Source organism: Alkalihalobacillus deserti (assembly GCF_020734105.1).
In the GTDB taxonomy this organism is placed as follows: Bacteria; Bacillota; Bacilli; order Bacillales; family Bacillaceae_D; genus Halalkalibacter; species Halalkalibacter deserti.
Genome location: NZ_JAJAFR010000003.1, coordinates 450066 through 474483 on the forward strand (window position 1 = coordinate 450066; position 24418 = coordinate 474483).

Here is a 24418-nt window from a genome sequence, read left to right on the forward strand (position 1 = left end):
TGTATGTACAGGAAAGCTACCAACATGGGTAGCTTTCCTTCAATTTATTACATGGCAACTAGGTTCATCTCCGCAAGTTTTTGGGCAAGTTGTGGGTTAACCTTAGTAAGTTCAACAAATTCTTTCATGGAGATGGTCCCTTGACTCGTCACTTGGGATGGGTTGTGGCTAGCTGCACCCTCATCGACATTGCCCCGAATAATATCATGTTCGTTTGTGCCCTCTTCCGTGTCCTTTGCTAAGCGCTTATCTAAGGCTTGATAAATGTCTTTCTCAATTTGTGTAAGCTCATTTCGCAGGGCACGAATCTTCCGATTGTCACGACGTAAGTATTGAGTAATATTGTCCTTAGTAATTGAATGACCTAGTAAGTATTTAATGAAATCGCGATCCACTCCTCGTTCATCTAACATGGTGGCAATAGAAGCACGATAGCCATGAGGAGTTACATGTTTATCATCAACCCACCCAAGCTCTTTATTAATTCGGTCAGTCACTCGGTTAAGTTGTTTATTTTGTAAAGGCAATCCTTTTAAGCCATGTAGAAGCTTATCGTTAGGTTCTAATTGATAATACTTGATATGAGTTTTTATCTTTTCCATCAACTTGGGAGGTACCGCGAAATACTGTATGGTGTGCTTGCCGTTAATAACTCCCGGATCATAATGAATTAGCTCTTTTTCCAACCATACATCTTTTACTTTTATGGTAGATAACGCATGATTCCGCAAGCCTGTATAAAGTAAAACCTCAGTGGTTACTAACAAATCTTTCCCTTCTTTTTCTTTTATTCGCTGAAGGGCTTCGTAAACATCGACAATTTCTTCAAATTCTAATGCTCGAGAGTGATGACCGACTTCTCCAACTGGTAAATCGGATGCTTTAAATGGATTCCCCTTCACTGTCCCAATATCTTGATAAAAAGTAAACACACTAGAGAGAGATGCGATAACCCGTTTGGTGGTTTTATAAGCCACTTTGTTTTCGGTTGCTCGTTTCATAAACTTGGCTATGTGATGAAGCTTAATTGTTTCTAGGGTAGGTTCAAATCCCTCTTTTAAACTAAAATCTTCAAAGCTATCTACATCTCTCAAATAAGCTTTAAATGTACTTTCTTCCCAGGTTCGATACTCTCTCATCTCTTCTAAAGCAGTTCGAAGTGTCCAAGTTGGGAGCGCCTTATCTTCAATGGATACTACATTTGTGCTGTTATGTTTTTTCATTTTGTTCTCCTCCTAAACGATAAAAAAAAGCACCCGAATAATTTATAAATTTAAAAGTAGATAGACTGTTCCTATCTTCAAATAAATCCAAAAATATCCAGGTGCTTCCTGCGATTTTTTTCTTATTTTATTTATATCTATATCTTATCAATAAACATTTCACCTAGCAATTACAAGTCCTAAAATTTTAATACATAATTTATGAACTAATTTTGCGGTAATATGTACTTTAACCTTAGCACCTGCATCACTCCCCTCAACACCCTTGATATAAGGGTTTACTTGATAAAGCTTGCGTAGCTAAAATGCTAAAAATTAATTATAAGCGAATATCAAGAGAAGATTACTAAAAAAGATGAAATAATTACTGAGCAAGTAGAAGTAATCTCTAGATCAAAGAAGCTTTAGAAGAAAACCGCAAATTAATCATTTGCTCCCCTCTTTCCTAAATACTGCTTTTAACTATTTATAAAGAAGCCTTCTTTTTACAATTGTATTAATGGCTGAAATAGGTAAGGGCTAACTAGTCAATATAACAGCCAGCCCATAACTTTTGATTAACCCATATATTTTTAGAAGGTTTATAAATTGTAACGAAGCTCATATAAACCTTTAGTAGACTTCCGGATAGTGAGGTCACTATTCATCGCCAAAAGTTCTTCTTGCAACAATGCATTTTTTAGGCTTAATTGATATTGAATTATCCTAATAATATTTACACTCTTACTAGATTTCAACTAAAATGATAAACAGTTACTACAAAATTTTATCTGTATTAAACTCTAAGTATTTACGATAATTAATATTGTAGTTGAGATAATGCATAGTTGTTTCAATTCTTTCATGACGTAATTGTTCCTGGATAGAAAATTCATTTGCTCCATTTAATAATAACAGCTGGGCCATCGTGTGCCTTAAATCATGCACGCGTACCTTCCTATCAATTCCAGCTTGATCATAGACTTGTTGCAACATTGAAACTAATCTATTTCTATTCAAGGGTTTACCTTTATAAAAGAACACCTCTTTATCTTGACCTTTCGACCACTCTAACCACTCAGGGTGATTAAAGTATTGTTCAAAAGCTTCTTTCAATTTGTCTACTACTGAAACAACCCCAGCAGATGTCTTCTGCCCACGAGTAATCTCTATGGTCTGAAACTCTAAATTCACTTGTGATTTTTTCATCATACATACCTCTTGTGAACGTAGTCCACAAGTTAAAAACAAAAGCATTAATACATAAAATTGTTTAAAGAATGGGTCTACCTTTTTTGAAGCTGATAATAACTTATCAGCATCTTTTTTACTAAATGCACGATCCACTTTCTTTAGTTTATAATATGGATTCGGGTAGTATGCCATTGGATTAGATTTTATCAACCCAACCATTTTTAAAAACTTAAAAAAGCACTTTAACGCTTCTATGCTTTGGTAAATGGTTGAATGACTAGCTCCATCTTCTAATAGGAATTCCACGAAATCATCAATAAACTCTTCATTAATAGGATCATATCTTGAATCTAATTTACCAAATTTGAACTTATCAAAATTCAGTTCTCTTACTGGCCCCAAGGACATCATATATTTTCCAAACCTCTTAAGGACATATTTATATTTATCCTTTGTTGACTGAGCTATATGAATGTGTTTATACCATTCCTTAAAATAATTTGAATCCAAAACAATATTTCTCTCCATATTCTTCACCTCCTCTTATCTCTTATATAAGCCTTGCAATTGGATTCTTCTCCATATCTTCCTTGATCTGATCCCTTGTTTGTTTTGCATATGGCTTCAATGATGTAACAGTAGAATGACCCATTAGATCCATCATTGCATACAAATTGATTCCTGAACGAATACCGTATATAGCGTAGCTGTGTCTAAAATTATGCACACTTAAAATCTCTGCTTCATCCTCACTAATGGATTCTGCCTTTTTGGCTAAACTCTTTACCATGCCTCTAACTGCTCTGTCCGTAATTGCTGTCTTTCCTATAGTTGATGAAAATACATATAATTCTCCATAATTAGATTTAAGTTCTTTCCAATCATCAGCAAGATGACCATACATAAAATTAATATATTTCATTAAAACATTTAAAGCATCACGTTGAATATAAGCAGGAAGAAGCTTCTTTTTATGACGTTTTCTCCTAACCATAATCATTTCTTCTTCTAAATCAATATCCGATAACGTAATACCAACAAGCTCACTCACTCTTAATGCGGATCCAAGTAATACACTTATAATCGTGTAATTTCGAAGTCCAAAAGCTGTCTCTTTACTTAAAAGGAGTAATTCCCTTAATTGTTCTAAATTATAAAACTTTGGTAATTCGCCTTTGCCTTTATTCCAGTCTACTTTTAAGGTGCCGTCAAGATCTTCCTTGTTCAATAAGTAAAAATCTTGAACTACTGTTTTGATGAAAGTTCTTAGAAATGCGGCTTTTTTAGCACTTGTATTAGTTGAAATTTCACTTTGTTCAAGGTAATCAAGCAATGTAGATGTTGGATATATTACCTCTGTTAAGAGTACATCTAGGGATCCAAACTTTTTGTAAATAAAATCACGAAATAATTTCCCTTCATATTCATAGGTATCCTGTGATGTATCCGCTAAACCTTTAAACTTTGAACTAGCATAGAAAATTCGAAAACTTTCTTCAACAGTTAAATTTTGAAATGAATTTTCCTGTTCTATATTATCTGTATCTCCACTTAGGCCCAATATACTCAGCGCAGCCATTTGCAGTTCTTCCATATTATGAAATTCTAGTAGTTGCTGTATGGCAACTTGAGCAGAACCCTGTTTAGAAACTTCCTGGTTAAAAGTCATTTTCTCACCTTCCTGAATAACTTAATTTTTTTAACTCATTTTTCACAAACTTTCGTTCCAAATGAACGTATTTTGCAACAGTATCATCAGATATATGTCTGGTTAAGCTTTTTACTATTTGGGGCGGGCAATGCATAATTAGCCTTGTTACATATATATGTCTAAATAGATGCAGCCCTCCTCCATAATCCCAGCCAGCAATAAACTGGTAAGTATTAAATAATCGCCTCAATTCAGCGGTAAAGGACTTCGGTTTATCACAAAAAATATATTTATTATTACCTGCACTTTTTTTATAAAGAATTAACAATTCATATACTTTTGATGGAATTGGCAAAATGGCATCCATTCCTTTAGTATCTGTGATAGAAATTGATCTTGTGCTGAAGTTAATATCCTCCCAACTTAGACTAGCAACCTCACACCCACGAAATCCCAATAGTATCATTAATGAAAGAGCAAGTTTATCGCCTGTCGGATTACTAGAATACTTATCAATAACATTAACAAACTCCTGTATCTCTTCATCTGTTGGAAGTCGTCTATAGAAGTAATCGTCAGCTTTAATATTTGTTAGGTAGGTTGTTACATCCTTAACTATTTTCTTTTTTCGAAATAATAACTGAAAAAAACCACGTACATACTGTAAATTTCTCATAGCCGTAAGTTCCGTTAATTCATCCTCTTTAACTTGTTTAATAAGGAAAGATTTATAATCATCCAGATTTTCACTAGTTACCATATTGAAGATAAAAGTGTTAATTGATTGATTTTGAAACTTAACTAATGACGAAGTTGCCCAACTGACAAAGTATCTTATAGGAACGTAATAATTATTATTAAAACTCTGTGGTTTAATATTTCTTTCTTTCCTCAAAACACTTTCCGCAACACGAACTAGCGGATGGTCAAATTTGGTTTTCTCTTTTTTATCTACATAGTTCTTAACACATACCTTTGTGAACGGCTTTAAGCTATTAAGAAAACTTTGATAATATTGGAGTTCTAAGGAGTTTAGTGGCTTCAAAACATCCCTTAAGTATTCGGTATTTAAAAAATCTCCTCGTTCAAAATCATTTGCTTTTTTCTTAGTTAGCCGTTCTATTACAGGTAAGACCTTTTCAAACATATCAATGTTAATGCTATAAACCCTAATTGAGACATCCAATTTAGCTTTCATGAATTTCTTTATATATCGCGAATTTAACTGCACCTTAACAATATTTGTAAAAAGCCATTCATTTACATTCTCCGATCCTACAAAATCTCCATCCATCCTTAAATCCAAGTCATACATTTTTTCAATCATGTCATCTATCCAACTTTCAATGTGAAATAAGTTTTCCTTATTTACATCATTTCCAAAGACTGGATTTTCTATTCTTAAATCGGAAGACTTATTCCGAGAAATACCATTCTCGTTCCAACCTTTCCTACCCTTTCCGAAACGGATCATATCGTTTTCTGTAAATAGTTCTTCTATAATGCATTCTTTGTCATTTCCTTGATCAGATCCTTCAAAGTTAAAATCAAATAAAGACAGCTGAATTGAATCTTGGGTTTGCATAAACCAATCCCCCTCTTAGATGAGCAAAAATTATTTTATAACCGGTATATAAAGGAATAAAAAAAGCACCGTCTTATATCTGCAGAAGACATACCTGTGGTACGTTTCTGTAGATATACGACGGTGCTTCCGTTCCAATATCTAAAAAAATATAGGATATTAAATTATCAATTAAACATAAATGTATCAAAAATATTTTTCTTGCTTTTATAATATAATTATAGATTTTTTTTGTCAACAAAAAGTCTGAATTTAATTAATAAAACTGTAAAAAACTCAGATACACATACCGTGTATAGGCATTTTGTACATACGTGATGTTTTAATATCGGTTTTACATTCTCGTCTAAAACACCGATTGTTCATGGCGCATTGTTCATCTCCTCCGTCCAGTAATAGGATACCTCTGTTCACCGAAGGAGCGATAACTACAAGGCTTGTAGCTTATCACCTTTACCAATAACTGTGCTCATATTTTGTAGATTGATATCTGCTTTATCTAATCCATGTACTTCAGATAATCTACAACCCGTTGCATACAATATTTCTAGAAAAGCACGCTGCCTGACTGTATCGCAGGATTCTCTTAACATTTCTAGTTCTTCGATTGATAATGATTTTGGAAGTCGGTATTCATCTATTGGAGCTTTTAATTTGGTAGTTGGATTACGCTTAATATATTCTTCTGAAGCTAACCAACTAAAAAAATCTTTAAAACAGATAATTTCTTTCTAATTGTGCTCATTTTTAAGATCCCATCTTGATTTAAATACATTCGGACATCTGCTGTAGCTATGTCCTCAGCCTTCTTTTTTACGATATCAGCAAACATACTTAATTCCATGAGGTAGTTGTCTAGAGTAATAGAACTTAAACCTTCTAGTTTTTTGCCAAGATGTGAACAATTGTATTTTATCCTCAAGGTCAGGATGTACCTCACCTAACTCAACTCTTTGAATATAATACTCTGATAGAACAGTAGATATTTTTATTCTTTGTACTTTCCACTTCAATATTAGGTACAAACCTTTTAAAGTAGCAATCCCAAGAATAAAGATAATTTTCCAATTCAGCAGCTTATTTTTTGCGTGGCATAATACGATATACAAATGTCTCTGGTTTACCATCAAAAACTATATCGCTGGTTAACTTAATCATATTTCCATCTTCATCGTTTTCTACACGCAATCGTTGCTCTTCATACAGTCCTAATTGCGGTGTAATATTGTAAAAGAGAGCCACTTCGGTTAGCCTATTGTTGTCGTATGTATATTCCTCATAATGAAGGTCTGCAAATTTCTCCATCCCGCACTGGCTTCGTTCGTACTTAAGTAATTTTCCGTTATCGTAGAAGCATCTGGACACCAATTCTAGTTCGCCTATATGTGTAAATTCTAGACCGTAAACCACATTTCCATTGTAAAGCAAAAATTCTTCGTCAAAACCACTATCTGGTGTGGAAAACTCATGCATACCCTTTATCCGCAACAGCCTTCCGTCCTTATCGAAGCCATATTCATAAGAGTAATTCCCAAACTCAGGTATCTTCTTTTTGAATAGTCTTCCTCTTTTCGCCCCTCCAACGACGATATCCTGGACCAGGCTGGGACAATAAAAACCTCGATGGATCGTTTCTCCACCTTTAGAATATTCCAATCTAACAACTTGCTCTTCTACTGCTGCCCGTAATTCGAATAGTTTGTTACCAAAATCGTGTTTAATGTTCACCAGCTCGGCGATAATCTTTACAAAACCATCTAATACGGATTGGTCCATTTGTCCTGAAGCCTTTATTTTCTCTTTTGCACCCACTGCCCATTCGTCAAACTCCGCCATCATTTTTTCAAACTCATCCATGTTTCATCCTCCCTCCTTATTTCATTATCCCTCGGGCAGAAAAAAGGAGCATACTTTGTTCTCTGCTCTTCAATAGCCTTATTCTTTTAGTTCAAAAAAGCGCTGAAGAAATTCTCTCTCTTCATCGGATAGTACTTCCCATTTATTCTTAATTTTTTTCAGGAGCTTTTCCATTTTGCCAGTATCTTTTAAGTGGCTGTTTAAAAATTTCATACCCTCAATTAAATCTGTTGTGTTGTTTGTAAAATTCGCATCTAATATTCGATTATAAGAAAGGATTTTTGTTACACTATCGTAAATAATTTCAACATAATTTGCATCAGCAAACCTGCATAGTCCAATTAAGGCATCGTGTTTAGAACAATAAAAGCGGTCTTTTAATCCTTCTACAAATACAGGAATTATACTTGGGTTTCCTATGAATGCCAAAGCCTCATAAGCACTGCTTCTTATCCATTGTTGTTTATCGTTTACTTTTTCAAGCAAGAGTGGAATTGAACGTTCGGTCCCAACATTTATTAATGCTGAACAAATGTCTCCAACTTCATATTTATCATCAGACACTTTTAATAAATCTAACAGCTTAATTTCAACTTCCTTTTCTTTACACTTTCCCAATAAATCGATTGCTGGTCTTCTAATTTGCCATCTTTTGTCGTCGACGTAGTGAATAATTTCTTTATAATTTGGAATGTAATCCTCTTGCTCTCTAATGTAATCTAAAAGTTTTCCAATAGTATGCATATTGGTTTCACTATGTAAGCACCTCATTAATATTTGTGGTACTTCCTTATTACAAGAGTTGACTCCTATCCATTTTAAAATAAAATAGATAGCTTCTCTCTTTTCTCTTTCGTGCCTAGATTTCTTATTTTTTAATCCCTCTAATAGTTCGGCTAAATAAAAAATATATGTTTCATCCTTTATATTTTCAGCTTCTCTATAAGCCTTCCACGAAATCCCTTCATCACTTGCAATGGGATACGTATCATCTAACATTCTCATTATCAAATCATCAATGTGTTCATGCATTTTTATCACCAGCTTTGTAAATTCTTCTCAAGTTATCAAGACCTTATGGGGTTAGCTACTATTCTAAAGGTTTCCAATTAGGGTCTCGTTCATCCTTTTCTGTTGGCTGGCGATTAACTCTACCCTTTAGAAACTCTTTTTGATATTGCCTGAACGATTCTTCGTTTGCTCCCCCCTCATAATCGGGGTCATCAAACTGAACATCATCATCTTCCCAAAAACAGATGTCACAAATATCATATGTTCCTGGTGGCTCTTTTCCCAATGTTTTATAACCGCAACATGCACAAAAATATTTTCTTCGTCTATAAATTAAGATCACCTGCTCTGCCTTTATCTTAAGCTTTAAATGTTCAAATCTCTGAAAGATAAACTATTTGTGAGAACCTTTAACTGTTATTTCAAGTGTTTGGCCATCAAGTTCTAACTCTACATGATTGCTCCAGTTCAGAAATTCCTCACATGTTATGGATAATTTATTATTAGACCATCCATGAAATTTAATCGAATCCATTTTTATTGGACCCGGCAATATTGTTTTCTCTGTTAATGTTGATTTTATCTGTTCAATCGCATCATTATCAGCTATTATAAAATCTCCTGAAGGGGTTACTGTTAGATTTTGGTATTGAGGCTGCGATTCATATTCAGTTAACTCTCCGTTGAGACAATCAATTTTAAATAGATAATCTGAAGTAAGAACAAGAACGAAATTGTACTTTTTTGATACTGCTATGTCACGACCCGAACCTCTAAAGCTTCCACACCATTCAGTCATATCTTCGTTTGAAAATTTTATCCATGTCCAATTTTGGGAATTCCATGGACTTAAAATATCATAAATCCTCTCCTGATATTGACCTGAGTATGGTTGGTTTATTATCTCTGCTTTAATAATCATTCCGTATCTCCTTGATAACCAATCCTGATTTTCTTACATTAAGAAAGACCCCATTTAATTATAAAAGATTTAATCTTCAACTACTTCGATTAACTCAGTATGAATGTTAATAAAATAAGCTTGTAATAACTGTTCCAACTTGCCATGAAGCTGATGATATTCATTGTCCGCTTTTTCAATCATGCTATAAAATTCTTCCTCTTTAACCTCATCATGTTCTAACATAAACAATCTCCAAATTTCCTCTCCATATTTTTTCTCAATTGCTGCATATTCATTTGCACCAATTTTCTCAAGAATCTCTACTAGGTCTTTCAAGTAATGACTGATTCCGACTTTTTTGATATATTCTGAGGTCCATGTACATAAACTTTCGTGACCTCCGCTCTCAAGTTCAGAATAATATTGGAAAACAGTATATGCTAGATTTTATTTTCAGTCGGAAAGTCAAAATCGGTTATTACGGTAATAACTGCATTCCAAATATCATCATTATTTATTAAGTCTATTCTTTGCATTATAGGTTTCACTGCATTTCCTCCTATATATCATTACAAAAACAGAACAAAAAATAGTAAATGTGACGCTTAAACACCGAGTATCCATAAAGATTGTTTCTTTGAACCCAATATACATCCATCTAAAAGCTTCAATAGCGGAATGACATATTGCTCGATCAGTATGTCATTGACTATTTCCATCAGAAATTCTAATTCCTTTATTACAGATTGAATCTGCGTAGGATTCAATTCATAATTTTCATACAAGCTAAACAACGATAAATAATGCAAACGATAAGCCTTTCCTATACAGATCATTCGATTAAATATTGATTCTGGAATAAGATAGGGTTCAGCTTCCGGTACTGTAATATACCTATCATCTAAAGTGAAAATGGATTGAAATGTATTATTGGATTGAACCTGGTAAAAATGAATACATTCTTCATCTTCATAAGTTTTCTTGTTAAACAAATGTTCGTAGCTGCCCATTATTTTTCTCCTCAAAATCTTCTCTAAATAATCACTATACTCACTCTATACCTCAGTGTAAATAATCCCTTCCACCATATCAGTCTCTTTCTTGATTAATTTCTGAAGCTGTTTAATAAAATCATCCAATGAAGCCAGTTCAGTTGTAACATAAAACTGTGACCGTATATGCTCAGGAATATCTAGTTTATTATCTAATATAAACTCAATGCCAACATGACCCCGGTTTAAATGAAAAAAGAACCTTACATTTATGAAATGAGTGACATTGCGAACCTCACTTCCAGTAATCCAAGTAAATTCTTTTTGCTTAAAATGCGAAAAAGCGATTAATCCTTTTTCCAACTCCTTTAGTTCCTCGTTATCGAGATAGAAATTAATTTCGGCAGAACAATAAGGGGATTTAACCGTCATATTAATTTCAAAAAAATCATCGTCTTCATCTGCCCAAATTTTCCTTAATATTATACTAGGTTCCGTCATTGAAATCCCCCTGTTTAGTATTTTGTCCTGATTTGGGGCATTGGTATAAAACTGTGATCCGTTCATTTATTAAATAAATCATCAATTTTTTGACGGTGATTTCAAAGCGAATGCCATAATCCCACAAATAAAATAATGGAGGACGCAAGATTAGTCCGTCAAAATGCTTGGCCAAAAATTGAGTTAAAGTGCTGCTCATTGTTTTACTCCTATCATTGCTAATAATTGTTATTCAACTTCAAAGCTTATCAAAAAACATATCCTCTTTCATGTCTTGTACTTTTTGTTTATAGTCTAATTTTGCTTCTTTAAAAAGTTCATCACAGTTTTTATCTATTTTATCATCGTAAATAATCATCGCTATTGGGGATTGTTCTGGACTGCTTCCATCAGCAGCACATGGGAAGACTTGAATTCTGGGGATACGATTTTTCTTCATTTGGACAGAAAATAAAGCAATTACCCAGTGAGAAGCAAAAGCATAACTGCTTTCCTTTTTTTCCTCATCGAAATACTGCTCATAAAGAGTGTGATAATTGCTTCTTCCCATTGGCAGCATTTCATATTTTATAACATAGTGATATCCCCTCTTTTGCCTTCTTTGCTTTCTGCGGCTTTCCCTTTTTATAGTTTCCAACACATTAAATTGATACGTGGAACCTTTAAGCACTTTTTTCCTCAATCTTTTCCGCATCTTAACTCCTTAATCCCAGTAATTAAATACTACATTACCAACTGTTTTTGCATCCCAATATACTAATTGTTCTAAATCAATTTCACTAAGGGTATTTTCATTTTCTAAACTTACTTTCCCTTTTATTCTTTTGAATGTTAATGGTTCATTTAATTGAGAAGGGCTTAATACTTTATAATATGGTTTAAATGAATCAGCAAGTTGATCATTAGCAATGAACGGGAAATAATCAACATAGAGTTCACGAGTATCTGTATAAGCCATATAAGGATAATGAGCATTCAGCAAAATATGAATTCTTTTATTATTCAATTTAACCACAGCTTCATAAAAATTCTTAATCCCGTCTTCTTCTGTACCTATAAAGTCTTGAACCTTTGAGGCAAATAATGAGTAACATAATTGTTTAAATGTATTCTCTTTAACTGATGGCGGCGGATTCCCTTTTCCATCGTAGATTCCGGTAATTCCTGACCTAAGAATCAGCAAACATAGCTCTCCTTCCCGGGATGAAAATTAAATATGAAGCAGAATTACTTAGACAATAAGTTCCGCATAAGTAACCAATTTACGCTCCTGAGCTCCAGATGATTTTTATAATCTTACTATTTCTTATCCTTCTCTTTAAATTTTAGTTGTACGATATCGTAAAACCATAATAGAGCAAGAAATATCGCAAAGAAAACAGTTAATGTGGTATTGCTTAAATCATACAAGTAATTAAGTGTTAAAACTACTGACAAATAAACTGCCGCAAATAAAACCCTAATATATTTCTTGAACATTCTAAACCCCTCTCCAAAGACAATTTATACAGTCAGTTTTCCCGATAAGGATGTAAAAATGAAATAACTCTTTATTCTCAAGTATTCTGACCTTAAACATAAGAAGCGACTGCTCTTATCGAACAATCGCTCCGTTACTTCATGATAATTCTATGGAAGCTCTATCAGTTGCCCAACCCATATATACTGATTTGGGTCTAATTTATTTTTCTCAACTATTGCTTGGACAGTCGTATTAAATTGGGTTGCGATCTTCCACAACGTGTCACCTGGTTTAACCTCGTATATTTTACCTGTTAAGTCTGGGATAACTAAGCGCTGCCCAACCCAAATATAAGATCCTGATTCAAGCTTATTTGCTTCAATAATTGATTGTATCGTTACTTTGTGTTGGTTCGCGATTTTCCAAAGCGTATCACCAGGTTGAACAATGTATGTTTGCTGCGGTTTTGGTACATTTAAATTTTGTCCAACCCATAAATAATCAGTCGGACTTAAATTATTTAATTCTACAATCTTCTGTACCGTTGTTCCAAACTCATTGGCAATTTTCCAAAGCGTATCCCCAGCTTTCACGACATAAATCACTTGCTCTTCTTGTGGGTCCGGTGCTGCCGGATGTTCTGGTTCAATACCTCCATCAGGGTCTTTGTATTGCTCGTCTACTGGAGGTGCGAATACAAAAATTTTCTCCCACGTTTTAGCTAGCAAATACTTATCTGTAATCAGGACCGGTTCTATTTTATGAACGCCATAACCTAATGTATGTTCAGGATTCCCAGTTTGTCCGTTAAAGAACTTTAGCTTTCCATCATATTCCATAATCACTTGATTATTTGTTACTAAAATAGGCCCTCTGGAAAAAGAGTGGGCATACGGATCTGCTTTAAAGCTTTGGCTGAAAATAAAATTTCCATTGCTCGGGTCGATACCGAGCAATCTGCCTTCGTCCGTTCGAGCGAAAATGGTTCCGTTATTTGCGCTTAATGTGTCATTTCTGACTGTGATAAAATACTCGGTTGGACTAATCGTTTTATTCAAGGCAAAAGTCCCATTTCCGGAATGGAATGCAACAAGTTTATTTTGGTTTGCAATAAAGACTTTATCATTCAATAGCATTGGGTCACCGGTCACAGTCGTATTTGTTGTCCACTGCACCTGACCGTTTTGTTTCGTTAATTTAAAAAGGAGATTTTCCCCTTTGAACCGATTGTGGGTTAAGAAAAATAATCCGTCTGCAGAATTAGATAAATTGCTTGAGACTTCCGCTCTTTCTGGCAATGGATAAGACCATAAATGACTCCCTGATTGGCTGTCAATCGCATGAATAGAGTTCACCGTTGCTAAATAAATTGCTGATTCATCGAAACTTACATAATTACCCCAAGAGTCGCTTTCCCATACAATCGACTTATCAAAGCCTTCATCTTTCAAGAGATAAGTTTTCCCATAAGTAACAACAGCTAAATGACCGTTTACAATCGCAGTTCCTCGTATATCTTTGGCATTCGGAGGCGTAAACTCCCATTTCACCGCCTTTGTATCAAGGGACAAAGCGATAACTTTGGAAGGTGCTTTGACCATAAACAATGTATCTCCGCTTACTAAAAAGTGGCCAGCATTCATAGCATCAATTTCATGCTTTAAAAAAAGTTCATTAGACATGCTGACCGGCTTAAAATTAGTTAAAGAAGGAGTGCCTTTCCCGAGTCCCCAAGTATCGCTAGCATGAGCAATACTTGAAGAGAAAAAGATCAAAATACATAGGATTGCAGTAATTTTCTTTTTAAGCATTTTATATTCTCTCCTCAATCTGTTTTTATTCATTTTTAGGGTGGTTTACGATTGGTTAAAAAATGCATTAGTTCCAGTGGGAAATAGTCCCATAGTTAGAGAGAAAACATTCTAAAAACGAAAAAACCACACAGTTTGATCTGTGCAGTTTCAAAAGGCCTAAAAAAAATAATTATCTCAATAAGGCTGTTGTTTATACCTTCGTATATATATCCTTATCATTTCTCGAATAAGAAAAACCATTTTCGTCAAAAGCATTAAAAATTGAGAAATAGTCATTACCCAAATCAAAGCCTAAGCCGTTTAACAAAAAGTTGGAGGAAAATAAATTATCTTTTGAGCCAAACTTTTCTTGTTTCATTTCAATTACTTCCACGGCCTCTATCGACTTTCCGATGATGTCGATAATATTTTCAATTTCATTCTTGCGCCATTCTAGATTTAACTCCTGATTACCGTACCAATCTAACTTCTACTTTAAATCAATTTCATTCCAAGTCACCGCAATTTCATTATCTTTAAAAGAACAGAACTCTAAATGCGTTCCTACAACAGCAATAATTCACAGGACAATCTGCCCAAAGTTTACCATCTGAAACTTCATGTACCATCCATACTTCATCAATATTTAAACCAATTAAAGCCCTCAAATGTTCTTTATGGTCTTGTATAAACTTATTTTTATCCTTATAGAACGTTGGTTTATAATTTTTAATACCAAGCACGGAAGAATTACCTCCATCCAATCTCATTAAAGCTTCCCCTTTACTTGAATAAGCCTTATTACTTAAATCCCAAAGTGTATCATATATTTCTTTTCTTCTTTTGCTTGAATAATTTTTGCTGCTAAATCTGTCAATTCGTCATATTGTTTGAAGTGTGGCGAAGATACAACAACATCATAAAACAATGAAAGAGATTCAGGGGGAATAATTGTAACTCCCCAATATTCAAGACCAAATTCTGGTCTATCATATGAATGGAAGTAACTCTTCATTATTTTTAAGGATTCTGAAAGATTTTGTATGAAGTCATCATCAACTGAAATACATTTATACTCTTTTGGAGCGTAGTAGCTATAATCTTTTCTAATGTTAAAATCATCGATTATGCCAAACTCATGAACTGGCATATGTTATCAACCTTTCACATTTAGAAATAATTCCATATTTAAAACGAAATGAAGCTGTTATTCAAAATTAGCTCCCGTTAGCACAACATCGATGGATATTAGTTTTAGTCTCCAGCCATATGGACTTCACTTATATCTGAACTTGAAATTTGTTTTATTAGTTCTTCGTATTCGTTCAGTTTATGAACCGATATGAATGACTTGTAATTATTAAGGTCTGATATTAAATTCGTTAGGCTCTCTCCTGAAAATGTTTCATCAGTTAGATAATAATCACTTAATTTTCTAAGCTCTAAGTAACTACGCCACATTAGCTTTGAATTAAATATTTCATTATGGAGATTTTCTGTTATTTCAAAGAAATTGAGTTTTCTGCCGTCACGATTGTATAAAACTACATCAAACCCCATGTAAAGTATCACCTCATCCTTAACTCTTGCACCCTTTACTTAAAGAAAGTGAATTTAATATTTCACAAATGTTGTAACGCTTCGATTTGAAACTACTGTACGATATGCAAGTTCATTCATCCAATTCTTTTTGTTAAATTGATATTCTCCAAATTCATCCTTATAAGTATGCTGTAAAATGTTGATTGTTCTTGCTTCATTTGGAACATTTATTGATATTGGTAATGCTTTCCCTTCCCAGTATTCATAAATCTCAACTACATCACCATACTCAATAAATTCTTCTAAAAAAGATATAAGGGAGAGTTTTTCATATCTACCATAAATCTCATAAACATATGGTAATGTTAAAGGTAAATCAATATAGTAATCCTTGTCTAAACCCATACCCAAATCGTATTTTTCAAATAGATATTTTAAATCTTGAATCGGCTTCATTGTTGCAATAAATGTACGGCTTGACATAAACCTCCTCCTTTTTTAACCCTTTTTATTATTTGCCTCTTTAGCACAATAAGCGACTGCCTTTGTTACGCAATCGCTCCCTTTAGTTGAAAATAGGTAGTTCCCAATCTTCTAAAAGTCCCCAAGTAATTTCTGGCTTTCATTTTATCGACTTCATAGAACCTAACATACACTTTTTCAGTTAATTTACCTATTTCATCATAATGTATAGCGATTTCTTTAGTTGTTACTGAAACATTCTGATTTATAATATCATCAAATTTTATCTTAGATAATCCCCCTTCATCACTTTCAATTAACTCAAAGTTTCTAGGAATATTACCGAAAAACACATATTGTATTCGTATTTCTTAATTTTCTTTCAACCTAAGCACGATATATCGTAGTGTAAGGTTTTTTATGTCTTTGTTATTTAATCCTGTTTCTTCTTCTATTTCCCTTATACAAGCTGTTCGAAGTTCACAAATTTCATACCTTTCAATATGTCCACTAATCGGAACTAACAACCCAGCAAGAAATGTATCTTTTTGCTTTTTTTTTTGAAGAAATAAAACTTCTTGCTCTTCATTTAAAAGAAAAGCAACTGCCAGTTGTCTAAGTTTCAAACTCCTCACCCTTTCTATATCAAGTAAGACATTTATTTCCTATTTAACATTACTCCTCTTTAACACAATAAGAGCTGCCGCATCGACAGCTCCATGTTTGTTCCACTCTTGCACCCATTAGTTCAATCATTAAAATGAAGTGTAACACCGCAGTAGTTTTTTCTTCTGTTTCTTTATGATAAGCGTTAATACCCAGTTCTTTTCCTTTAAATGTTTCAAATGGTTCAGTGAAATGGAATAAATAACCATATGATCCTCCTGCTGTTAGAGCTCGATCTGGAATCCTCATCAATACTGAATTGATACTCTGGGGTTCCCATATTGACAATACCTGGCTGTTTTTTTGAAGAATTTACTGCTTGAACTTATTACCTATGGATAATAGAAGAATTAGGGACCATTATGAACACAAAAAATACTGATACCATCTTTACATTAACAAGCAGTTCAGTTAATAAAGTCTATAACTTTGTAACGAAAAGTGAGGTTAATCAAGCTGATTGAGAAGTACGATCATTACGAAAAAGGGGGCAAAGTCATCTTAACAGTTAAATGTAAGAGCTTCTAATTTAACCCTTTATTTATTACTAAAATGGTGAAAGCCTTTCCCAGATGTAATACAGAAAAAACGCTCTACATATTACTATGACTGAGCGTTTCTGGAAGAATTTTTACTAATTTTCATATTCATACCTCACAACATCAGGAACATATCGACAAAATTTCTCTATTCGTTTATAAAACTGTTCCTTATTTTTTCTGTCTAGTGGGTCAACATCAAAAACAATGAATAATTCATTTGAAATTAAATCGCCAAATGAATATACTTCTTCTATTAAATATGGATCATAGTAATATGGAACAAAAAGCTCAAAGGCAGCTGATAAAAGTATGTCTTTTGACTTCCAACATAAGGGATGTTCTTTCTTGCTTATATACCAGCCTTCAGGAGTAAGCTGGATATAATTTTGTTCTTCATCTTTTTTTATGCGAAGCAGTCCGAATAATTGTGATTGTTGCGCATCACTTAATAACCTGTTTTCAAATAACTCCGTATTAATCCATGTGTTTTCATCATTTTGATATTTACTTATTTCATCCACCAATTTCATTATGTTAGGACTAATGTACTTATGCTTTAACCATTCATAAAATTCTCTTATGTTTTCTACCCTGTTTTGTTCAAACCAAGCTTTAATATTCTCGGTCATTGGATATAAACTCTTTTCATCTTCCCAATTAATTAAATTGTTTTTTTTAAGGTATTCAATAATATGATTCACTACATTATCTTCTTCGTTTATTAAGACCATTTTTTTAATTTTGTTTAAATGGTTATTAAAATATCTTCGTTTATTTAGCTTTAATGATTTTTCCTTCTGAAGAAGAGTCAAGATTAATATCAACTTTAAAAATGCACTTGGAGTAGTCGGTTCAAATTGATAAGGTGCTGTTTTAATGTAATAAGGAAGCCACTTCTTTTTTAGTTCTACCTTTATATCACTTGGTATTTCGCCATCATAAATAAGACCAAACTCTTTTATTTCTTCTTCATAAATTTCAGGCAAAGATTTATGTGTAAATACCTTCTTTCTTAAATGATTTTGAGTTACTTCGGTAAAGCTCTGGATAATTCGGTCAAGATTTCCCTGTTGCATTAAACTTTTTTTTATATATGAAATAAGAGAATTAATAGCACAATTTTGTATCGGGGGATGGACATTTAAATTCATGGCAATACGTCTTATCATCTCAGGATTTTCTTTTCCTTTTTTACGAAGACACTCCTCAAGATTCATGATTCAACCTCCCCTCACCTATCGAACGATATTCAATGATTTTAAAACGGAATCCATAGTTAATCATTGCACGCCTTCTTTTTACATAATCCCCTTCTTCTACTGTCATCTCTGAGACAACAGCAAAATACTTTTTCTTTGTTCTTATATCTTCAACAGCAAAAAATTTTCCGACTCGAAGGTACTCTTCTCTTTCTGAGCCTTTATGATAAGAAATGCTGATTAGCACATCTAAATTAGGGAAAAGTGATTGTTCAACAACTTTTGATGTACCAAATAATACATCTCTTTCGTTGATATTGAACTCTTCAATTAAATTAATGTTCTCTTGCTTTCCTGCTAAAATAATTGGTTTACGAAAAATTTCACTTAGCTCTTTACCAAGATTAACACGGTACGATGCAACTAAAATTTGCTTATCCCAATGTTTAGTTAATATTTGTTTAATCACAGCCTCTTTCATCGGGTTAAAAGCAGCTATTCCTCTTAACTCATCATCATTATTTCTCATTATTTGAGCTGTATTGTATTTATCACCTGTAATTTCATCTAAAGGAACTTTTATTTCAATACAATCAATAATTGGAATATGCCCTTGCTTTTGTAATAGTATAGGAAACGTTTCATACCATTTAGGACCGATTAGTGGGAAAATCAAATCTCCCCTTCCATCTGACCGAGCCAGTGTTGACGCTAAAGCTACCTTATATTTTGAAGAAAGGTTTGTTGTTGACATGTATGTTTCAGCAGGTAAACGATGAGCATCATCATAGATGATTAATCCCCAATCTTTATCCATTAATTCGTTAAATGCATGGTCATTTTGAGATAAATATGGATAGGTACATATGGTAAGAGGAGTAATTTCGTTATTTTCACTGTTTATATAAGAAACATGTTCTGGATCGAAATCTGTTTTATCTTTTATTTCTTCCTTCCAGTGTTCTGCACATCTTTCATCTTCAACAATGATTAATGTAGCTTGTTTTATTTTCGAGATAATACTTAACCCAACTAAAGTCTTTCCTGACCCTGGAGGTAAAATAATGACTCCCCCGCCACCTGCATTATCTTTATTACTAATGTAATGATTAATGGCTTCTTTTTGATATGCCCTTAATGTAAAAGATTGGTTTTGTAATGTTACTGGTTTGATATTAATTTCAAGCGGCTCTCCAAAGATATTTGTGCTATCAATAACAAACAAGTTTAGACTAAACAATCTTTCTTTTAAAACTGCTCGGTCAGCAAGATTAAAATACATCGTGTTTTCTGTTGGCTCCCCAATTTTTCTTTCAAAAACAAATTCGTCTTGGAGAATTTTCGTTATTATTATTGAATGCTTTGCTATTAGTTCTAAACCTCCATTTATACGCTTTAAGTACAAAGTTCCATAGTCTTGAACCCATTGAATAATATCTTCTTTTAAATCATCTGAAAGGCTATTTGATGAAAAGCGATTAAGAAAATCTATAATTTCATCTGACCGAATATCTTTTGCTGCTGCTGACCAAACGGAATAAGGGGTGATGTGAAAGGTATGTACTTCTTCTGGAGCTTTGATAAGGGTGGAAAATCCAAGTAATTTCGATTCAATTTCTCCGTTTGAGTCTAACCATTCCATTAAATAAATGATTCGTTCGTTGGAATGTATCATTAACGGTTTTTGATACATTTTTACCCTCCTTCCTACCTACTTCCTATATCTTTTATATATGACGAGTCCACCATAGGAATTACATTAAATCCCAAAAGAAGAAGGCATATGCAAAAAGTATGAAAATAAACTTAATAAAAAGGAGGACATGCAATGGGGAGAAAAAGAAGAAGAAAACTGCCAAAATGGGTTAGGAATAAAGAAAATGTATTTCTAATTGGTATTGTTGGTTTTTTTGTTTTAAACAAGATTAACATCGCCATACAAGCTTTTTTTAATAATTTAAAAATCACTATTTCAAACTTTTCTATTTTTGATTGGGTACTTATAGCAACATTTTTTATTGCAATCATCTTATTTATTACATTAGCTTTTAACATTTTTAGAACAAAAAAACGGGAATACCTTAATAGCCAACGTGAATATAGAATATCTAGAAATTCCGACTATGATAAATTAATCGGTATGTCCCCTGCTCAATTTGAAGAACATATAGCAGAGTTGTTTAGATATTTGGGTTATGAAGCAAAAGTTACTCCTAAAACAGGTGATGGTGGAAAAGATATTATTTTAAAAAGGGACGGCGAGATGAGCCTTGTAGAATGCAAGAAATATACAACAACAAAAGTGTCTCGTCCAGATATCCAAAAATTTCACAGTGCCATAATCGATATGAATGCCAAAGAAGGCTTTTTTGTTACCACAGGTTATTTTACTCAACCAGCTTTGGAATACATTGTAGATAAACCTATTAGTGCCATTGATTTGCCTAGATTACTGAATATAATCGAAGAAATTCGGAGGAAAATCGGATAAATTATCATCTTAAAATTTAACGTAAAAAAATGCTCAGAGAGTTATCTCTGGGCATTTTTTTTGAATTTGACTCATATTCAGTTAAAAAACCCATGAATAGAAAAATGATTCAACCTGTATTGGCTTTCGACATTTAACTTATGTACCATTCAACTTTTTTACTTTTACGTCTTTTATTACCTAAATTATCCCTTAATCTTAACTTTTTTTCAACAGTCAACTCCTTGTTCAACTCTTGCTCCCGTTTTGAATAAACGTTCTCTAGGTGTAAATATATGGCTTTTATCTAACTCGGTGTAACTTTGTTTACTTTGGTTTTCTTCATGACCAACAATTGTTGCTGTACGTGTATTTTCATTGAACCAAATTTTGTATCTATTTAAATCTTTCAGGTTTTTTCAACTTCATATGCAGAAACTAAATTTATATCTGGTTTTCTATCCAGACGTTATCCTTAATAAACAGTTCAATTTTTTTCAAACTATCCTCCCTCGTCAATAAAATACGTTCCTGCTCTATTGCAGAAACGCCTCGTTAGTATATGAGAATCATTAAATAAATTCTTTAAACACATTCTTCTTAATTTCGTTCCACTGGAATGGATAGTAACTAAAGTATACATCATCTCTCTCCTTACTGAATATTCCCGTACTTTGTTGAATCAGCTACTTCATTATTTCTTTTTCATAATATCGTTATGGTTGAATACCATTTTTATTGGAGGTGTAATCATGTATTATAATCCATTGTTTAGAAATAACCCGACTCCTTTTTATAGACAACAATACGGCCCTGTAACTGCTCAATTAGCAGACCGGCCGATTTTGGTAAACGGAGTGGATATTAATACGGGGTTGTACCCAGTTTTGAACTACCAGCCGCCTAATGCTCAATACCCTTATATCTACGTACCTATTGCAGAGTTTAGGAGGGTTGGAGCTAGAGTAGTCTGGGACCCTAATGAGATGGTGATAAAGGTAACTAGCGATTATGACCAATTAAAAGCCGAAAATGAACAACTAAAACAAAGAATTGCGGAATTAGAAGCGCAAATACCTAACCAGAATATAAGAGGAAATGATCTATGGGTTCTGATGAACGGAGGCGCAGTTGCTAAACAGGGAGATTGGATTTATTATAATAATCCATTAGATAATGGCAGCTTATATAAAATAAAGACGGACGGTACAGGAAAGCAAAAACTAAACGCTGATAATTCTATTTACATTAACGTCATTGGTGAATGGATTTATTATGTAAATAATACTCGTGGTGCGGGCAGACTAATTTATAAAATAAAGATTGATGGTTCGAATCAAACAAGATTAACAGATGTAGGTGCTCAATACGTCAATGTTTATGGGGATTGGATATACTATCTTTTATCATCTTCTGATGGAATTTCTGCTATCTATAAAATAAAAACAGATGGAACCAATCAAACACAATTAACGTCAGGGTTAGATATGAGCCTTGCAATTTATAACGATTGGATTTATTTCTCAGAAGGGTTTACACCAGCAAGGATTAAATTCGATGGCTCCAATAAACAAACAGTCGCCAATGTCGCAGGACCAATTTTCAGCATCTCAGGTGAGTGGCTATATTATCCTAACCATAGAGATAACTACAAAATTTATAGAGTGAATCTTGACGGAACAAACAATACAAAATTAACGGATGATGATACTTATTCATTAACAGCTACCAGTGATTGGCTATATTACACACATTATAGTGATAACTTTAAGATTTATAGAATGAGATCGGATGGAAGCGAAAAGGTTCTGTTATTTGACCAAAGAGCTTCATACCTCCATGTCCTGGATGATTGGATTTATTTTCAATCAGGAAGGGTTCTATATAGAATGCAGCCGGATGGGACTCAACTGCAACCATTTGGATAAATCAACATTAATAAATAAAAAAGTTATACAAGGCTGTTTTATCAGCTGTTGTATTTCTTTTTTATCACCCGTTAATTTTATAAGGAAAACCTTAATTTAATTCCCCTATGAACCAGATCTCTCCTACATATTGATACTCTTCATCTGTAATTTCTTCTTTGAACCCCAGTATCTTCATGTTGTTAGGGACAGTTAGTTGCCACTCATGTTGAATATTTCTCCCTTTAGGGAGTGGTATCCATTTTTGATAGTCATCATTTCTGTCGAAGAATGTTTTGAAATATGACTCACCTGTAAAAACGATAATTTGTGAATCCCATAGACTAGGTAAGTCAATCGCCACTACTACTCTTGTTCGTTCTGAAGTTTCAGGTTTTACATTCACTAAATGTTCAGCTCTATTCAATAATGTTTGAATACATAAACGCTTGATAGCCATTGGAATTTTGTTAGAAGAGATAAAGCCTTGTCCAGCTGGTAAATGAAGATGCCAATATCCATTATAAAAATTAGAAGGAAATTTCATTGTTTCCTCCTCGATTCTTTTTACCATGCTTTTTACTTTACGTTTTAAGCCTCTGACTTTTTTGCTAGACATTTCTTCACCTGCCATCTTTTTAGTTTATCGCACCCGTATCTTGAAGAAGAAAAGGAATCCATTTTTCATTTTGTCATTTTATCAAGTAATCTTTTGGCAGGATTATACGTTGAGTTACGAAGAAGTAAATTCTCTAAAATCTCTTTTGCTAATAATACATTTCCGTCTTCTATTAGGCTTTCTGCATATTGTATTGTAACTTTATCTTGTTTTGGATTTTGAAGATATGCGGTTTTAATGAACGGCTTAGCTTCTTCCTTTCTCCCTAATTTAATAAGACATTCATATATCCTAGCGAATGTTCGCGAATGTTCATCTAATTTATTTGATTTGTTAAAACAATCTAATGCATTTTCGAAATTATCGTTCTCAAATTGTACAAGACCCTCTTGGTACAAAAGATAAGCCTTTTCATATTTATCCATGATTATTAATCCCCCCAAGAATTGGTACCCATTAGTTAAACAAAAACCATGAAACTTAAAATAATAAATCCAATACCAAATAATATTAAGATAATCTTAGCGACATACCAAGGTAAATGTACTGCAATATAGTGAATTATTTCTGCTAAAATGGATTCAAAAAAACCCATTCCAGCCCCTATATTACTTGTTGATTTCTCCTTTTCGTGTCTCTTTTTACTATAAAAAACCCTAGAACAATAATACCAACACCAAGTAAAAATAATAATATTGCCCTGAATAGAAGAATTCATAAAACATTAGAAGTTATCCACCTCAAATTTCACCCCATACTGCTGTAATGCAGAAGTATAAATCTGTACCTGCAACTAATGGATTTTTAGACCAGGAATGTTGTTCTTGAATAATAGTCCTACGAAAAGAAAACACGATCC

The 24418-nt window shown here is 33.3% G+C and carries 30 protein-coding genes and 1 pseudogene; 2 read left to right on the forward strand and 29 right to left on the reverse strand.

The genetic code is table 11. The features are described from left to right. Positions 1-47 precede the first annotated feature (47 nt). From LDX58_RS08660 to LDX58_RS08790, 27 genes and pseudogenes are all read right to left on the reverse strand, one after another. Positions 48-1223 (reverse strand): tyrosine-type recombinase/integrase, encoded by a 1176-nt coding sequence (locus tag LDX58_RS08660; RefSeq protein WP_227936415.1) that lies wholly within the window; start codon positions 1221-1223, stop codon positions 48-50. 756 nt (positions 1224-1979) lie between these two features. After that, on the reverse strand, positions 1980-2924 hold the full coding sequence (locus tag LDX58_RS08665; RefSeq protein ID WP_227936416.1) for a tyrosine-type recombinase/integrase: 945 nt from the start codon (positions 2922-2924) through the stop codon (positions 1980-1982). Positions 2925-2946: 22 nt separating this feature from the next. Further along, the gene (locus LDX58_RS08670; RefSeq protein WP_227936417.1) at positions 2947-4065 is read right to left on the reverse strand and encodes a tyrosine-type recombinase/integrase; all 1119 of its coding nucleotides are present in this window, start codon (positions 4063-4065) and stop codon (positions 2947-2949) included. Between the two features lie 4 nt (positions 4066-4069). Continuing rightward, the gene (locus tag LDX58_RS08675; RefSeq protein ID WP_227936418.1) at positions 4070-5632 is read right to left on the reverse strand and encodes a tyrosine-type recombinase/integrase; all 1563 of its coding nucleotides are present in this window, start codon (positions 5630-5632) and stop codon (positions 4070-4072) included. 428 nt (positions 5633-6060) lie between these two features. Then, positions 6061-6225: a tyrosine-type recombinase/integrase gene (locus LDX58_RS08680; RefSeq protein WP_227936419.1), complete on the reverse strand. Its 165-nt coding sequence runs from the start codon at positions 6223-6225 to the stop codon at positions 6061-6063. Between the two features lie 98 nt (positions 6226-6323). Beyond that, positions 6324-6572, reverse strand: coding sequence for a site-specific integrase (locus LDX58_RS26410; RefSeq protein ID WP_227936420.1), 249 nt, complete (start codon positions 6570-6572; stop codon positions 6324-6326). Positions 6573-6709: 137 nt separating this feature from the next. Further along, complete coding sequence (locus LDX58_RS08690) at positions 6710-7489, reverse strand: hypothetical protein (RefSeq protein WP_227936421.1); 780 nt, start codon at positions 7487-7489, stop codon at positions 6710-6712. 78 nt (positions 7490-7567) lie between these two features. Then, a complete protein-coding gene (locus LDX58_RS08695) occupies positions 7568-8488 on the reverse strand; it encodes a HEAT repeat domain-containing protein (RefSeq protein WP_227936422.1) in 921 nt (306 codons plus the stop codon). A gap of 91 nt (positions 8489-8579) precedes the next feature. Beyond that, complete coding sequence (locus tag LDX58_RS08700; RefSeq protein WP_227936486.1) at positions 8580-8834, reverse strand: CPCC family cysteine-rich protein; 255 nt, start codon at positions 8832-8834, stop codon at positions 8580-8582. A 60-nt stretch (positions 8835-8894) separates the two neighbouring features. After that, positions 8895-9422: a hypothetical protein gene (locus LDX58_RS08705; protein ID WP_227936423.1), complete on the reverse strand. Its 528-nt coding sequence runs from the start codon at positions 9420-9422 to the stop codon at positions 8895-8897. A 69-nt stretch (positions 9423-9491) separates the two neighbouring features. Then, positions 9492-9785: pseudogene (locus tag LDX58_RS08710) on the reverse strand (DMP19 family protein); the annotation flags it as partial. A 224-nt stretch (positions 9786-10009) separates the two neighbouring features. After that, complete coding sequence (locus tag LDX58_RS08715) at positions 10010-10414, reverse strand: hypothetical protein (RefSeq protein ID WP_227936425.1); 405 nt, start codon at positions 10412-10414, stop codon at positions 10010-10012. 45 nt (positions 10415-10459) lie between these two features. Next, positions 10460-10897, reverse strand: a complete 438-nt coding sequence (locus LDX58_RS08720; protein WP_227936426.1) for a hypothetical protein — start codon at positions 10895-10897, stop codon at positions 10460-10462. After that, the gene (locus LDX58_RS08725; RefSeq protein WP_227936427.1) at positions 10884-11096 is read right to left on the reverse strand and encodes a DUF3885 domain-containing protein; all 213 of its coding nucleotides are present in this window, start codon (positions 11094-11096) and stop codon (positions 10884-10886) included. The genes LDX58_RS08720 and LDX58_RS08725 overlap by 14 nt, the downstream gene beginning before the upstream one ends. Positions 11097-11135: 39 nt before the next feature. Then, a complete protein-coding gene (locus LDX58_RS08730; protein WP_227936428.1) occupies positions 11136-11591 on the reverse strand; it encodes a hypothetical protein in 456 nt (151 codons plus the stop codon). Positions 11592-11600: 9 nt separating this feature from the next. Continuing rightward, positions 11601-12080: a hypothetical protein gene (locus LDX58_RS08735; RefSeq protein WP_227936429.1), complete on the reverse strand. Its 480-nt coding sequence runs from the start codon at positions 12078-12080 to the stop codon at positions 11601-11603. 446 nt (positions 12081-12526) lie between these two features. Then, positions 12527-14170, reverse strand: a complete 1644-nt coding sequence (locus LDX58_RS08740) for a LysM peptidoglycan-binding domain-containing protein (RefSeq protein WP_227936430.1) — start codon at positions 14168-14170, stop codon at positions 12527-12529. A 193-nt stretch (positions 14171-14363) separates the two neighbouring features. Continuing rightward, positions 14364-14531, reverse strand: a complete 168-nt coding sequence (locus LDX58_RS08745; protein WP_227936431.1) for a hypothetical protein — start codon at positions 14529-14531, stop codon at positions 14364-14366. Positions 14532-14688: 157 nt separating this feature from the next. Beyond that, positions 14689-14922, reverse strand: a complete 234-nt coding sequence (locus LDX58_RS08750; RefSeq protein ID WP_227936432.1) for a hypothetical protein — start codon at positions 14920-14922, stop codon at positions 14689-14691. A gap of 35 nt (positions 14923-14957) precedes the next feature. Then, positions 14958-15302, reverse strand: coding sequence for a short-chain dehydrogenase (locus LDX58_RS08755; RefSeq protein WP_227936433.1), 345 nt, complete (start codon positions 15300-15302; stop codon positions 14958-14960). A gap of 104 nt (positions 15303-15406) precedes the next feature. Next, positions 15407-15712, reverse strand: coding sequence for a hypothetical protein (locus LDX58_RS08760; RefSeq protein WP_227936434.1), 306 nt, complete (start codon positions 15710-15712; stop codon positions 15407-15409). A gap of 54 nt (positions 15713-15766) precedes the next feature. After that, positions 15767-16177, reverse strand: coding sequence for a hypothetical protein (locus LDX58_RS08765; RefSeq protein ID WP_227936435.1), 411 nt, complete (start codon positions 16175-16177; stop codon positions 15767-15769). Positions 16178-16242: 65 nt separating this feature from the next. Next, complete coding sequence (locus tag LDX58_RS08770) at positions 16243-16509, reverse strand: hypothetical protein (RefSeq protein WP_227936436.1); 267 nt, start codon at positions 16507-16509, stop codon at positions 16243-16245. Positions 16510-16527: 18 nt separating this feature from the next. After that, the gene (locus tag LDX58_RS08775; RefSeq protein ID WP_227936437.1) at positions 16528-16782 is read right to left on the reverse strand and encodes an NUDIX domain-containing protein; all 255 of its coding nucleotides are present in this window, start codon (positions 16780-16782) and stop codon (positions 16528-16530) included. 49 nt (positions 16783-16831) lie between these two features. After that, positions 16832-17110 (reverse strand): hypothetical protein, encoded by a 279-nt coding sequence (locus LDX58_RS08780; RefSeq protein WP_227936438.1) that lies wholly within the window; start codon positions 17108-17110, stop codon positions 16832-16834. A gap of 346 nt (positions 17111-17456) precedes the next feature. Continuing rightward, positions 17457-18581: a hypothetical protein gene (locus LDX58_RS08785; RefSeq protein ID WP_227936439.1), complete on the reverse strand. Its 1125-nt coding sequence runs from the start codon at positions 18579-18581 to the stop codon at positions 17457-17459. Then, positions 18571-20256 (reverse strand): DEAD/DEAH box helicase family protein, encoded by a 1686-nt coding sequence (locus LDX58_RS08790; protein ID WP_227936440.1) that lies wholly within the window; start codon positions 20254-20256, stop codon positions 18571-18573. The genes LDX58_RS08785 and LDX58_RS08790 overlap by 11 nt, the downstream gene beginning before the upstream one ends. A 135-nt stretch (positions 20257-20391) precedes the next feature. On the opposite strand from LDX58_RS08790, the gene LDX58_RS08795 reads away from it, so the two are divergent. Next, a complete protein-coding gene (locus LDX58_RS08795; protein WP_227936441.1) occupies positions 20392-21054 on the forward strand; it encodes a restriction endonuclease in 663 nt (220 codons plus the stop codon). A 731-nt stretch (positions 21055-21785) separates the two neighbouring features. After that, complete coding sequence (locus LDX58_RS08800; protein ID WP_227936442.1) at positions 21786-22961, forward strand: DUF5050 domain-containing protein; 1176 nt, start codon at positions 21786-21788, stop codon at positions 22959-22961. Positions 22962-23052: 91 nt separating this feature from the next. Here the strand turns inward: LDX58_RS08800 and LDX58_RS08805 are convergent, their stop codons facing one another. Beyond that, a complete protein-coding gene (locus tag LDX58_RS08805; RefSeq protein WP_227936443.1) occupies positions 23053-23559 on the reverse strand; it encodes a DUF3916 domain-containing protein in 507 nt (168 codons plus the stop codon). Positions 23560-23624: 65 nt separating this feature from the next. Then, the gene (locus LDX58_RS08810) at positions 23625-23984 is read right to left on the reverse strand and encodes a tetratricopeptide repeat protein (protein ID WP_227936444.1); all 360 of its coding nucleotides are present in this window, start codon (positions 23982-23984) and stop codon (positions 23625-23627) included. Between the last annotated feature and the right edge of the window lie 434 nt (positions 23985-24418).